This is a genomic window from Haloplanus salinarum (assembly GCF_009762275.1).
GTDB classification, from domain to species: domain Archaea; phylum Halobacteriota; class Halobacteria; order Halobacteriales; family Haloferacaceae; genus Haloplanus; species Haloplanus salinarum.
The window spans coordinates 468,500-481,266 of record NZ_CP034345.1 but is presented as its reverse complement, the minus strand read 5'-3'; the positions used below and the strand labels follow the sequence as shown (position 1 = coordinate 481,266).

The window sequence follows — 12,767 nt, the reverse complement described above, 5'->3', positions numbered from 1 at the left end:
ATCAGGGTGTCTGCGGTGTACTCTCGTCCGTTTCACTGGTTCCCGTCGCTTCCGAGGTGGTCAAGCGCTGAACGGCCCGGTCCGGCAACTCCTCGACGATTGCCCCGAACCGCTCTTCCGGAGTCAGTTCGTCCTCGGGGACGGTCACGTCTCCGAGGAACGCCGTCCCGTCCGCCTCGATGGAGTCCGATAGGCGGGCGTTCCCCTCGTCGTCGAATTCGACCGGAAACTTGTCCAAGCACATGGTCAGTCGTCTCCCGTCTTCCCTCCGGGTCGGCGTTCGAGTCCGCGGTCGGGGTCGTAGTTCGAGCCGCGTTTGAGCTGCCACTGGTACATCCGCTCGGTTAGCCCGGGGTTCTCCCACCGGGTCGACGTATCGAGGTTCTTCATCGATTTTTGTCGGAGTTTAGACATGATTCCTCCCAGTATCGAGGAGCTGACGGTCGATACTTTCGATCCCGGCGGCTTTTTGAAAAACGGCGTGAACTTGTCCGGGAATCCGGGCATCGTGCAGCCGATGCACTTGCCTCCCATGTTCATACACCCGCCGACACCCTCGATGTTTCGGCGGGAGGGCATGTTACATTTGACTGTCGGTCCCCAGCACCCCTTGCTGACGAGGCACTTTTCGCTTCCGTACTCCTCGGCGAAGTCGCCTTCTTCGTAGTACGATCCACGCTCACAGTTCCGGTGGACCGTTTCGCCGAAGAGCCACGTCGGCCGCCCGAGTTCGTCGAGTTCGGGCGGTGGCCCGAATCCGCCGACGTGTAAGAGAAGATGGGCGACCGTTTCGATGAAGTTGTCCCCGACGGGCGCACAGCCGGGCACGTTGATCACCGGGAGGCCCAGTTCGCTCCGGTAGTCTCGACCCAGATAGTCCATCGTCCCCATCGCGTCCGTGACGTTCCCTTGGGCGGCCGGGACACCTCCCCACGTCGCACACGTTCCGATGGCGACGACGGCTGCGGCGCCGGGTGCCAGCCTGTCGAGCCAGTCGACGGTTCGGATCGGGTCGCCCTGCTCGTCTTTCCCCATCGACACCCAGTAGCCGTCGCCGTCGATGAGCCGTTCGTTCGGAACGCTCCCCTCGACGACGACGATGTACGGGTCACGTTCGCCGGCGACGGCATCCCGCATCCCGTCGACGTATGCGGTCCCGGATTCGACGGCCAGTTCGTGGTGGTGAAGGTTTATTTGTGGCAGATGCGGGACGTGTCCACGGAGGAGGTCCTCGATCGGTGGGTCCGTCGCCCCGAGCGTCGATATCGAACAGCCGTCGCAGGCTTCCCCGGGGAGCCAGAACACGTCGATAGCGTCGAGTTCCGTCGGTTCGGAGGCGGCGTCGGCCTCCGGCGGTTTGCCACCTGCACTCATACTCACCTGTACATGTTCCTACTGTGTTAAATATGCATGCCCACCGACTAGCCGGGGTACACGCTCACTGGTGAACGAGTTCGTCGACGATCCGTTCGACCTGATCGGCGCCTTCCGGCACCGCCTCGCGGACGGGGCGGCTCAATCGGTCGGTGAGTTCGTCGGTCTCGGTCGGCTCACAGCCGACCACGACGACGACATCCGGCAGGACGCCGAGCGCCTCGCCCAACACGAGGATTTTCGATGGATCGGTCTGGTGCATGTCCGCCGCAAAGCCCGCAATCTCGCGGTCGGAGTACTGGTCGATATCCGGAACTGACGCTCGGCTGACACTGACCGTTCCGGGGTCGTCGCCCGTTTCCATCGCATCGACGAGGACGAACGCGTCGTAGTCGTCGAGTAACTCCTGTGCCATACTGACGCCAGAAATTCCGACCTCGACGACGTCGACCGACGGCGGAAAGTCCCGGTCACGGAGCGCATCCGCCACTGCCACGCCGAATCCATCGTCGCCGCGTAGGAGATTGCCCATACACGCGACCAGTATCTCCATATCGTATCCATCGGCACAGCCCACTTTGGCTCTTGCCCCGGTATCGGCGGAACGGCGTCCGTAATCGGAGATACCCGCACCCACAGGGGCGAAACCGGCGGTAGTTTTTTTCAGTTGACATCGGTACAGGATCATATGGATTCCGAATCGAACGGCGAGTCGTTGGACGCCGTGGTGCTCCGCGACGAGATCCTCGAAGCGACGTACTGGATGCTCCGGGAGGAGGAGATCTCGAACGCCATCGAACCGGCGGACCTCAGCGCGTTTCTCGAGGCGACGGACGACGAGATTCGCACCGCGTTCGACCGACTGGACGACGACGAACTGCTCGAACGGACGACGAGTGGGTACGGGTTAACTGACCGCGGCGAGTACGAGGCCAAGCGACGTTTCGCCGATACGTTCGGTCACGTCGAGGAGGGGCACTCACACGTCGAGTGTGGTCCGGATTGCTGGTGTCACGACCCCGAAGCGGACGAGGACGATGTGTGCCAAACGGCGACGACGGAGTGAGCCCGTCGGCGTCCCGACGGTCGCCGTTCAGTCGGGGTGGCCGCTGGGATGAGCGACTCGGAGGAACTCTACGCCCTCCCGCAGTTTCGTGACCGACTCCGGAGCAACGGGGCGCTACGCGTCTCCAAGGCCGTCGCGCACGACGTCGCGGGAGTCGTCTACCACCACCGTGGCGCACGCGTCCCCGGCCACGAGGCGACGTTCGTCTGGGAGGGAGACCGATTCAGTATCGAAGTCGACGCCGTCGGCGACCGACACGCGTGGGTCGTCTTCGACGACGGCGCCGGCTGGGACGCGTTCGTTGGCCGGCTCGCCGGCGGGCCGCCGTTCGTCGCGTGGATGTGTGACGCCGAGTTCGAAACCGACGAAGCGGACGTGATGAGTGATAAAGCCGAAGCCATGAGCTACGGCCGGTTCTCGTTCGGGTGTTACCTGCACGATGCGTCGACGTGGCGTCAAAAAGTCCGGCGGGCGTCGATGTCGACGGCGCCGTTCTTTCTCAGTCGGCCGGACGGGCGGACCGTCGTGCCGGACCGTGCGGAGACACAGGGCGACGCCGTGCCCCCCGAGCTACGCGGCGAGGACCCACCAGCGCATCTCGGCATCCGGCGTGCGAGCATCGGACGCGGATAACGAGCGTCGGGGGCAGTAGCCTGTGCCACGTGGCCGGACGGTCACGACACGATCGCCTGACGTGGTAGGTCTCGACCGGTGATCGGCAGCGACGCCCAGTCTCACTCGAGAAACGAATCCAGCTCTTCGAGCGCGTACTCCCGCAGCTCCACGGTCCGATCGGCCAGCTGGTCGAACGTCTCGAGCGGAGCACCGAGCCGGAGTTTCAACCAGATGTCGCCGTCGGCCTCGACGAAGCAGAGCGTTTCGACGTGTGGCGTCGGGTTGTCGAACTCCGTGGCGGCGAAGGCCTGAATCTCCTGTTCCAGTTCGGCCTCGAACGCGGTCGGCACGATGTCGGCCGCCTGCTCGGGCAGGCGCAACTCGTCGGGCAAGCGCGCACACAGTTCCAGTGCCGAGATGTACGCTTCGGTGTCAGTTCCGCCGAGTCGCGTCGAGTCCGGTGTCCGGGCGTCGTTCGGTTTGCCTGCCGTCACGTCCGACTGCATCTCGTATGAGCGGCCCCGACCGCCAGTCTCGAATTCGGGAATGTCGTCCACCGACGGCTTCTCCCAGGTCGGGTCTTTCGGCTCGACCGTCCCCGCATCCGAGACGTCGACGTTGGTTTTTTGATCGTCCTCAGGGCGGTCCGCGTCCGAGGTGTCCGCGTCCGCATCGTCATCTCGGTCGGTCATCGATTCTCCCTTCGTGGATGACGAACATGAGTCTGTGGTCCATGATCGGGCCGGGGTGCACGGCAGCAATCAACTCTTCGGGGTTGCTCTGAGTCGGTTCTGTGTGTGCTCGCTACGCTTCCACCAAGTTCGCTGTCCTCACGGCTGATCAGCCACCCGGCGACAGCACTGTCGAGGCGACCGTGACATCTTCCCAGCAGTGATCTTCAGTGTGTTCAGTACCCTTCGATTTCGATCGGTTCAGGCCCAGCAAGGGACTTCGTTCACCGACCGAACGAGCGCCTGCAGCGCCCATGGCCGATTTCCCGTTCGTAATCGCACGATAACGACGGGGTGATCGTCGATATCATCGTCTCTGACTACAATGTCGTTGATTTCGTTCAGCTACCGAACGATTCCGACCGACGGCGGTTTCGTCCTCTGGTTCGCTGTCTCTACGGCGTGGCGCATGGCTGCTAATCATTGGCTCGTTGACCATCACTCGGTCACGAGCAACTGGATCCCAGCAACTTCGAGAACTGGGAGTGGTTGGTAACGGAACTCCGTACCGTCGCCGAGTGATGGTTCCGACGTAGGGGATCCGAGATACCTGGGTGGTACCTGAAAACGAAGTATTAGAGTCGTGGTTCGATCGTCGGATCTACTGGCAGTTGTTAGTTACGGGCGTTCCACATCGAGAATCTACTAGTAGACCCGAATCTGCGGTAGACTAGCGACCAAGGGCGATTCCCCGTATCGAATCCTTTGATATCCGAGATGATTTTGGAGGCCTGCTGAATACAGCGCGCGTATACAGCATTGCTATACCCTCTCAACGGATGTCCTCGCCCGATAAATGGCGCCGTTCAGAATCCGCGCTCGGTAAACGCTTCCTGTGCCTGTTCGTATACTGTCTCTCCACCACTCGTGTAAAGTGATGGGAGGTTCACGCGGCGTTTATAGGTCGTTCCCCCGTCAGTGTATCTAACAACGAGTCGAGGACGTGTCAGGCCTTTTATGCCATCCGTTGCAGAGACCTGCTCGATTGTATCAAGTCGAATTCGGTCCGGCGATCGGAACCCGCGTGCGAAATTCACTCCCCAAAGTACGAGCATCAATCCACCAACGGCAGCGATGTGGAGAAAGTTGCCATCGCGGACCGCGCTGAGTACCCACCAGACACCGATTGGAAACGCAAACGCGTAGGCGACAAGGGCACTACTAGACCACCACGTTCCGCGCTGCCAATAGTCTCGGTAGAGTGACTTAAGATACCCCGAAAAGGACTCTTGGAAGTACACGTACTCCTCAGTGAACCGTACTGTACCGCGTTTCGTCGGGAACGACTCGATAGAGGGCATACGTCTTCTCCCCTGACTACTCAGAGAGGTCCGCATAGAGTCGAGTGAGCCCACACTCCGGACAAAGACATGCAGAAAGTGGAGTTTGATACCCGACGCCGAGGCGGTCGAGGATACCGCCGTCTCTCTCAGTTTCGATGTACAGGTCACCGACGCCCTCAGCGGTTACGTTCGTCTGTTCCATCTGGACATCACAATCCGGACAGGGTCGTTCGCGCATGACTCAGTATCGTGTTTCGCTGGTCATACTCAAAATCACCTGGCCGCTGTTTCATCGGCCGAAATGCTACTATCGGTATCTCTCTTCGTTGAATCCACCCTCTACATTCAGCACGAGGTTCCTGACAGCCTCGGGGTAGATTTCACGGGCCGTGCTGCATAGAGGGCGCATATCTATCAGTAGGATACAGTACTTAACTTAATACGAACCCACAAATGTTGAAGTAAGCATCTCGTATATAAAGAGAATACACCCGTTATTGACTGAATGATTAGCTAGGGGGCCCAATTCACTTCTTTAGCTCAGAATTTTCGTTTTCATGTTCCCGTATCTTGATCGTTTTGTAGACCAACGGATAGGAGATGTCGCTGCCAGTCTGAGAGTTAACGCTTTAGTATATTCGCATCTTCTTATCTATCGCAATCCATGCTGGAACTCTATCAGTCCGAAGGCTGTCCACACTGCGCGAAGGTTAGAGCGAAACTGTCGGAGCTCGGTGTCTCGTACGTCGCCCACAATCCCCGTCTCCCCGGCGACGAGGGCGGTGACGTGGCCAACGACGTCACTTACGATGAACTCACGGCAGGCGGCGAAGACCAGATCCCGTATCTTGTCGATACCGAGCGCGGCGTGACCATGTACGAGAGTGACGACATCGTCGAATATCTCGAAGAACACTACGAATAACGGCTAATGTCGAGACATAGACCAGTACGTACATGATCGAAGGAGAACAGGAGGACCAGTCGGCTGTGTTCGAGGATATCCTAGAAACAACCGACGACGAGATCAAGGAATTGGCGACGTCCGGTGGTATCACGGCAGACACGCGAGGGGACCTGTCGGTCGATACGCTGTTACGCATCGCGCGGTGGCGGTCCGTCCAGAGCGCTGTCCTCTACAGTAACTGGGCCGACCAGCACCACGTTACGGGGCTGGACGCTGATGTCGCACTCGCCGCGGCGTGGAAGGCGGGCCGATCCGTCGATCAGTACGAGGCTGCGACCGATCACCTCAGAAGCCGCGGTGTCGATCCCGAACCCGCCGAATACGAGCTTCACGGCGAAACGTTACAGTTCATGGCCGACCTGACCGACCCGGTCGCCCGGCTCACCGCAGGGTTCGTCGTCGCTCCCAAACTTCGCGTCGTCAAGGACAAGCAGGCGACACTGGTCGCCACCGGTAACGCCGATCCACAAACAGCCAGCCTCTACCGAGATACCATCGTCCCACCCGAGGAAGACGCCATCGAACGTGGGAGACAGCTGCTTTCCCGGTATTTCGAAGCCGACGCCTCTGCCGTGACGACCGTCAAGGAGACCGCCGATGCGTTCCTCAATATCGCGTGGAAAGCCCAAGAACAGGCGATGGACGAGACCGGCGAGGTCGATCCGAAAACGATCTGTTAGCCGTTCTGTTCTGAGACGGCCGCGTCGTCGGCCATCTGGTCAAGCAACACGTCACGCATCGTGTTCATGCCCTCGATGATCCGCTCGTCGGCAATCGAGTAGTAATTATTGAGTCCTGCACCCCGCTTGGTTACGACGCCCTGATCGCGCATCTTCCGCAGGTGTTGGGAAACCGTTGGTTGGGAAACACCGGTCTCATCGCTGATCTCGCCCACACTGTATTCGCCGTCTTTCAGAAGATGGAGGATCCGCAGGCGCTTCGGATTCGAGAACATCTTACAGAACTCGGCGTGGCGCTCGTATAGGGCGTCGTCTGGATCGGTCATAGCTCTATATTCGACCCCACGAATATGTGCGTTCGCTTCTGCCCGTGGGGAATCCACACTCTTATTATATTCGCATATTCAAATATATTCTGTGCAGGGACGACACCGTTCAGCGTCCCGTAGGAACTCCCCCTACACCCCGTTCACAAATATGATCCACATGGACCACGCCGCGACGACGTATCCCCACGAGGACGTTATCGAGGCGATGCAACCGTATCTGGAGACGCACACGTTCAACCCGTCGGCGAGCTACGCGAGCGAGGAGGCCGCTGCCGTTGCCAACGCGCGCGAATCCGTTGCCGACCTTCTGGGAGCCGACCCGGGCCACATCGTATTCACCGGCGGCGGTAGCGAAGCGGACAATCTCGCGATCAAAGGTGTCGTCGACGCGGTGGATGGGGACCACGTCGTCACGACGACAATCGAACACTCGGCGGTCATCGAGACCGCTGACTGGCTCGAGAATCACGGTGTCAGCGTCACGAGAGTGTCACCAGGACCAGACGGCCGTGTCGACCCTGATGACATCGAGGACGCCATCCGGCTGGACACGGTGATTGTGTCCGTCATGCACGCCAACAACGAGACCGGAGTCATTCAGCCACTCGAAGCCATCGGCCAAATAACGGACGAGTACGATGTGTACTTCCATTCAGATACCGTCCAATCGGCCGGGAAGATTCCGGTCGACGTTGACGACCTCGGGCTGGACCTGGCAAGTCTGAGCGCTCACAAGTTCTATGGGCCGAACGGCGTCGGCGCGCTATACGTTCGCGACGGCGTCGATATCGAATCCCTCATTCACGGTGGGGGCCAGGAACACGGTCTCCGAAGCGGCACCGAGAATGTCGCCGGACTCGTCGGGATGGGGAAAGCCGCTGACCTCGCGAGAGCCGATATGGACGAGCGTCACAGCCGACTGTCGCGACTGCGTGACGAATTCGTCGCCACCGTTCGGGAGACGACGGATGCTGAGATGATTGGCCATCCTGAGCATCGACTCCCAGGTTACGCGATTCTTTGCTTCCCGGGACAATCCGGGGCGCAACTAATCGATGCCCTTGCAGACCACGACATCGCCGTCTCCGGTGGCTCGGCCTGTCACTCGGGCGGCCCGTCACCATCACGGGTCCTCATCGAGATGGGCGTCGACCCGGACTTGGCGATGGGTGCCGTCCGCTTCTCGATGGGCCGAGAGACGACCGACGAAGACGTTGCGTACGTCACCGAAAAGCTACAAGAAGTGCTTCACGAAGTCCCGGCATGAGCGACGTCGAGAGCTTCGTGCGGTTCTGTGAGAGCGAGTTCGGCTCGGCGGTGATGGACCGTGAGGCCGCATACATCGAGCAATATGTAGCTCCCGATGATCAGATCCTCGACGTCGGCTGTGGCATCGGCTCGCTCGAAGAGCGATTCACCGACTACGATATCGTCGGCATCGACATATCAGAGGCGATGGTACGGACGGCACGGCAGCGTACTCCTGCGCCGTTTCTGGTCGGCGATGCGCGAACACTTCCGGTACAAACTGATGCAGTGGACGCCGTCGTCTTCGTGGCGACGCTGGAGTTCATTTCGGAGGTCGATGTTGTTCTCCAGGAAGCAACTCGTGTGCTCCGACCGGGCGGCAGAATCGTCGCGCTGATACTGAATACGCGGTCCGAGTACGTCCAGTCCAATCTCCAGCGAGACGGATCGTACTTCCAGCAGATGGTTCATCGCGACTCCGAGGCGCTGGCCGACAGAGTGCTGGACACCGTCGACGGAACACAGGAGTACTTCCTGGGCATCGCCGACGAAACCGTCGTCGAGAGCAGCGATCCAACCACCGCTGCGGTTACTGCGGTTGTGGGGACTCCTATCGGAGATTCAAAATGACCTTGGCGACAGCGGTCCACGGAGAACCTGATGGCTGATTCTGACGAGCGATCTGACTCGCCGCTTTTCGAGGCGAAGCGGTACGATGAACCATCGGTCTTTACCCCGGAATCCCTGATCCGAGAAGCGCGTCGCCAGAAAGACCTCCCTGAGCGATCCGTCCCCGACATCTGTGTCCTCGATCCCGATGGGGACATCGTCCGACACTTGGTATCGACTGGCCGTGCCGAAGCGGACACGACGTGGCCCGGCTATCACACGGAACTCTACAGGTTCGAGCTGAACGGCGAGGAGGTCGGAATAATCGGTTGTGCGGTCGGCGCGTCGTTCGCGGTCCTGGTCGCCGAACAGCTGTTCGCCGCCGGCTGTCAGTTTCTCGTGAGCGTGACTTCCTCCGGCCAAATCGTCCCGAAGGACAACCCACCGTATTTCGTGCTCATCGAAAGAGCACTACGCGACGAGGGGACTAGTCACCACTACCACTCCCCAGCCCGGTATGCAACCCTGGACGCCGATCTCCGTGATCGGGTCGCATCAGCCTGTCAGTCCGCCACCCGCCCAGTCTACACAGGCGCGACCTGGACGACGGACGCGCCGTTTCGAGAGACGGAAACGGCCATCGAGCGAGCTCGCTCGGTGGACATTCTCGCGGTCGAGATGGAAGCTGCCGCGCTCTATACGTTCGCCGATGAACGGAACCAGCCCGTCGTGTGTTTTGCCTACGTGACTAACGAGATGGGACAGGGAGATGGCGACTTCGAGAAAGGCGATGCGAACGGGAGTACTGCAGCCTTAGAGATTATTGAGTCCACCATCAGAGGCTGGAGATCCTCGGACACGAGTGAATGATAGAGCGCACATCACAGGGTGCGGACTAATTTTATTATATTCGCATATTATAATCACTACGCAGCATTGATTCAGCCAGAAGTCGCGTTCCAACGGGAGCTCTGAATTGTGAGCTATGGTCATCAGGGTCGAATCGATTCCCTACAGAGCGATCGAACATCGTCTCAACCTCGACCCTTCACAAGCCGCGGGAGCCGAACGTAGTCACGCTACCAATGATGACAGAACGGAATATCCACATCGAGGAAGCATCGCACAAGCCAGTCGAATCTCAATACACGGAGATCGTTGAGCGAAAAGGAATCGGTCACCCAGATTCGATCTCTGATGGAGTTGCCGAACACGTTGCGCGACGGCTCTCACAAGAGTACCTCGACCGGTTCGGACGCGTGCTCCATTTCAACACCGACGAAACGCAGCTCGCCGCGGGAGAATCCGCTCCGGAGTATGGCGGTGGTGAGATGCAATCGCCGATCCATCTCCTAATCGTGGGACGGGCGACGAAGCGGTTCGAAGGCGAACGAATCCCGACTGAGTCGATCGCCCTCGACGCTGCGCGAGAATATCTCGCCGAACACATCCCGCGACTCGACTTCGGCACCGACATCGTCGTCGATACGAAACTCGGTGAGGGAAGTGGCGACCTGACAGGGTTCTTCAGAGAAGATGGCCCCGACGTGCCAGTGGCTATGGACACCAGCTTCGGGGTTGGTCACGCACCGTTGACGGAGACGGAACAACTCGTATTGAATACCGAGCGCCGCTTGAACGAAGACTACGCAGCCGAGAATCCCGAGATCGGCCCCGATATCAAGATCATGGGGAACCGCGAGGGCGATCGGATCGTTCTGACTGTTGCGGCGGCAATCATCGACGAGTACGTAGAAAGTTTTGAGGCGTACAAGGAGGCCGTAGCCGGCGTCCGAGAGTACGTTGAGGGAATCGCCACGGAGTATACAGACCGGGAGGTTGCTGTCACAGTCAACGCCGCAGACGAATACGATTCCGAATCGGTGTACCTCACCGTCACGGGAACCTCGGCAGAGCACGGTGATGACGGGTCGGTCGGACGAGGAAACCGCGTCAACGGCCTGATCACCCCCAATCGCTCGATGTCGATCGAGGCGTCGAGCGGCAAGAACCCGGTGAACCACGTCGGGAAGATCTACAACCTGTTATCAACCGAGATTGCACAGGCCGTCGTTGCGGAGGTCGACGGGATCGAGGATCTCCGAATCCGGCTGTTAAGCCAGATCAACACGCCGATCGACGACCCACAGGTTGCCGACGCTCACGTCGTCCTTGAGGACGGTCTCACCGTCGACGAGGTCGAAGCGGACGTCACGTCGATCATCGACGGCCAGCTGGCAAACATGACGGATGTGACGGAACGCGTCATCAACGGCGACCTCACGACGTTCTAACGGAGACACCACTGGTACCACTCACATGAGCACCTTCATCCACTTGATCGCCGACTACGGCATCGGCGATCCGGCATTCTCTGAAGTCATCCATCGACTGAAATACGAGGATTCCTCGCTGGAAATCCACCCAACGACGGTTCCACCGCTCTCGACTGTCGCGACCGGGTTCTGGATCGAACAGTTGGGACTTCATAATCCGCCCTTCGATGACCTCCTCATCTACTCGAATACGGCGCCCAGAACTGACGATCCGGGACCGCGTGATGCGAATGAAGGGGGAGACCTCTGTTATGCCCAGCTCGAATCGGGTCTGGAGGTCGTCGCTGTCGACGCCGGCTACAACTTCTCGTTCGTCAAAGAGGAGATAGCGACCCTGCGGCGAATCGACGTCGCGATCAGTGGCTCACAATTCCGTTCCAGGGACTATTTCCCGGAGAAGGTGGCCGAGATCGCCAACGGTGATCTGTCGTCGGTTGCCGAAGAGAAACGGCTCGACGAAATCCCGGAGTCACCACACCAGACCGTCTGTCACGTGGACGGATACGGGAACATCAAGACCTCCATCCGGGCGTCCGAGTTCGATCTCGATCAGGATCGTGTCGAGATCGACCTCGGCGGCCAGAGCCACACGGTCTCGGTTGCCAGTGGTGTCTTCGGTGTCGAGCAGGGGAAGCTCGTCCTCGCTCCCGGGTCGACCGGTGGCGACGATAGTTACCTGGAGATCTCTCAGCGGGGAGGCTCCGCTGCGAACCGCTTCGGGGATCCGTCTCCGGGAGATCAAATCGAGTTCTCGTGATGTGTTCGAGTGACTCTGGGTCGTGATTGTTGAAGCGAGTCGCCAGGGGTGAATTGATGATTGGATGGACGGTAGTGTCTAGATAAGCTGGTTCCATGCGAAGGCAAACGCTTGTAACCAGTTTTCAGCGGTACTGGGGTCGACGTGACTAAACGTATTTGAAAACTGGTTAGTTCGCCGTTTTACTTCACGAAAGACACGTTCGACGGCATTCCGATTCCCATGTGTAACATGCTGGAATCGGAGCCCGTGTCGGTGACAGGCCGCCTGCAACCACGGTGCACCGTCGACGAGAAAGACTGCGTCGTCTACCTGATGTTTCTCGCGAAGTTCGGAGAGAAACATCGAGGTGATCGCGGTGGTTCTCGTCGGATAGAGTCGAACATGGAGCAGGCGATTGGTATCGGGATCGACAGCAGCATACAGCCAATATCGCTCATCGTTGAGTTGAATCACGGTTTCATCGACCGCAACGTGATTCGGGTCAGCACCGTCTGTCGGCTGTAAATCGGCCTTCTGCACCCATCGATGCACGGTGCTTCGATGGCGTTCGACACCCAACCTCTCAAGAATCGAGACGGTATCCGAAAGTGATAGTCCAGCCAAGTGGAGTCGGATACCGAGCTTCATCGCCGGCTCGGGTGTCGCTTCTCGCTCCAGAAATTCTAACTCGATGCAACCGCTATCGCCACTGAGGCGGTCGAACGAGAGCATAGATCACTCACATCTTTGACCGCCTCGTTCCTTATCGCAACGCTACCGGATGGACGTG

Annotated in this window: 17 protein-coding genes; 9 read left to right on the top strand and 8 right to left on the bottom strand. The window is 59.3% G+C overall.

The window, feature by feature from the left end; translation table 11 throughout:
* Window position 1: 1 nt before the first annotated feature.
* The 3 genes from EI982_RS03680 to EI982_RS03670 form a co-directional block, all read right to left on the bottom strand.
* Window positions 2-244: a hypothetical protein gene (locus EI982_RS03680; protein ID WP_157688193.1), complete on the bottom strand. Its 243-nt coding sequence runs from the start codon at window positions 242-244 to the stop codon at window positions 2-4.
* A 2-nt stretch (window positions 245-246) separates the two neighbouring features.
* Entirely contained in the window at window positions 247-1,374 is a 1,128-nt protein-coding gene (locus tag EI982_RS03675; protein WP_157688192.1) for a hydrogenase small subunit, read from the bottom strand.
* 64 nt (window positions 1,375-1,438) lie between these two features.
* Complete coding sequence (locus EI982_RS03670; protein ID WP_157688191.1) at window positions 1,439-1,927, bottom strand: hydrogenase maturation protease; 489 nt, start codon at window positions 1,925-1,927, stop codon at window positions 1,439-1,441.
* Between the two features lie 135 nt (window positions 1,928-2,062).
* On the opposite strand from EI982_RS03670, the gene EI982_RS03665 reads away from it, so the two are divergent.
* Both EI982_RS03665 and EI982_RS03660 read left to right on the top strand, forming a co-directional pair.
* Window positions 2,063-2,440 carry a hypothetical protein gene (locus EI982_RS03665; protein WP_157688190.1) on the top strand — a complete coding sequence of 126 codons (378 nt, stop codon included), beginning with the start codon at window positions 2,063-2,065 and terminating at the stop codon, window positions 2,438-2,440.
* Window positions 2,441-2,488: 48 nt separating this feature from the next.
* Entirely contained in the window at window positions 2,489-3,073 is a 585-nt protein-coding gene (locus EI982_RS03660; RefSeq protein WP_157688189.1) for a hypothetical protein, read from the top strand.
* A 101-nt stretch (window positions 3,074-3,174) separates the two neighbouring features.
* On the opposite strand, the gene EI982_RS03655 is transcribed toward EI982_RS03660, so the two are convergent.
* The 3 genes from EI982_RS03655 to EI982_RS18660 all read right to left on the bottom strand — a co-directional run bounded on the left by EI982_RS03655 (window position 3,175) and on the right by EI982_RS18660 (window position 5,307).
* The gene (locus EI982_RS03655) at window positions 3,175-3,747 is read right to left on the bottom strand and encodes a hypothetical protein (RefSeq protein ID WP_157688188.1); all 573 of its coding nucleotides are present in this window, start codon (window positions 3,745-3,747) and stop codon (window positions 3,175-3,177) included.
* Window positions 3,748-4,592: 845 nt separating this feature from the next.
* Window positions 4,593-5,087 (bottom strand): hypothetical protein, encoded by a 495-nt coding sequence (locus EI982_RS18665; protein ID WP_157688187.1) that lies wholly within the window; start codon window positions 5,085-5,087, stop codon window positions 4,593-4,595.
* Between the two features lie 16 nt (window positions 5,088-5,103).
* Window positions 5,104-5,307: a hypothetical protein gene (locus tag EI982_RS18660; RefSeq protein ID WP_157688186.1), complete on the bottom strand. Its 204-nt coding sequence runs from the start codon at window positions 5,305-5,307 to the stop codon at window positions 5,104-5,106.
* A 426-nt stretch (window positions 5,308-5,733) separates the two neighbouring features.
* Here EI982_RS18660 and EI982_RS03640 point away from each other — a divergent pair, with 426 nt between their 5' ends.
* Window positions 5,734-5,994, top strand: a complete 261-nt coding sequence (locus EI982_RS03640; protein ID WP_157688185.1) for a glutathione S-transferase N-terminal domain-containing protein — start codon at window positions 5,734-5,736, stop codon at window positions 5,992-5,994.
* Window positions 5,995-6,026: 32 nt separating this feature from the next.
* A complete protein-coding gene (locus EI982_RS03635; protein WP_157688184.1) occupies window positions 6,027-6,716 on the top strand; it encodes a hypothetical protein in 690 nt (229 codons plus the stop codon).
* On the opposite strand, the gene EI982_RS03630 is transcribed toward EI982_RS03635, so the two are convergent.
* The gene (locus tag EI982_RS03630) at window positions 6,713-7,042 is read right to left on the bottom strand and encodes an ArsR/SmtB family transcription factor (RefSeq protein WP_157688183.1); all 330 of its coding nucleotides are present in this window, start codon (window positions 7,040-7,042) and stop codon (window positions 6,713-6,715) included. The two genes, EI982_RS03635 and EI982_RS03630, sit on opposite strands and share 4 nt — an antisense overlap.
* Before the next feature lie 160 nt (window positions 7,043-7,202).
* On the opposite strand from EI982_RS03630, the gene EI982_RS03625 reads away from it, so the two are divergent.
* The 5 genes from EI982_RS03625 (at window position 7,203) to EI982_RS03605 (ending at window position 11,995) form a co-directional block, all read left to right on the top strand.
* Complete coding sequence (locus tag EI982_RS03625) at window positions 7,203-8,312, top strand: cysteine desulfurase family protein (RefSeq protein ID WP_199243718.1); 1,110 nt, start codon at window positions 7,203-7,205, stop codon at window positions 8,310-8,312.
* A complete protein-coding gene (locus EI982_RS03620; RefSeq protein ID WP_157688181.1) occupies window positions 8,309-8,923 on the top strand; it encodes a class I SAM-dependent methyltransferase in 615 nt (204 codons plus the stop codon). Before EI982_RS03625 ends, EI982_RS03620 begins: the two co-directional genes overlap by 4 nt.
* Window positions 8,924-8,953: 30 nt before the next feature.
* Complete coding sequence (locus EI982_RS03615) at window positions 8,954-9,772, top strand: nucleoside phosphorylase (protein WP_157688180.1); 819 nt, start codon at window positions 8,954-8,956, stop codon at window positions 9,770-9,772.
* A 218-nt stretch (window positions 9,773-9,990) separates the two neighbouring features.
* Window positions 9,991-11,196 carry a methionine adenosyltransferase gene (locus tag EI982_RS03610; RefSeq protein WP_157688179.1) on the top strand — a complete coding sequence of 402 codons (1,206 nt, stop codon included), beginning with the start codon at window positions 9,991-9,993 and terminating at the stop codon, window positions 11,194-11,196.
* Between the two features lie 25 nt (window positions 11,197-11,221).
* The gene (locus tag EI982_RS03605; RefSeq protein WP_157688178.1) at window positions 11,222-11,995 is read left to right on the top strand and encodes an SAM hydroxide adenosyltransferase; all 774 of its coding nucleotides are present in this window, start codon (window positions 11,222-11,224) and stop codon (window positions 11,993-11,995) included.
* A 78-nt stretch (window positions 11,996-12,073) separates the two neighbouring features.
* On the opposite strand, the gene EI982_RS03600 is transcribed toward EI982_RS03605, so the two are convergent.
* Window positions 12,074-12,709: an IS6 family transposase gene (locus EI982_RS03600; protein ID WP_157688177.1), complete on the bottom strand. Its 636-nt coding sequence runs from the start codon at window positions 12,707-12,709 to the stop codon at window positions 12,074-12,076.
* Between the last annotated feature and the right edge of the window lie 58 nt (window positions 12,710-12,767).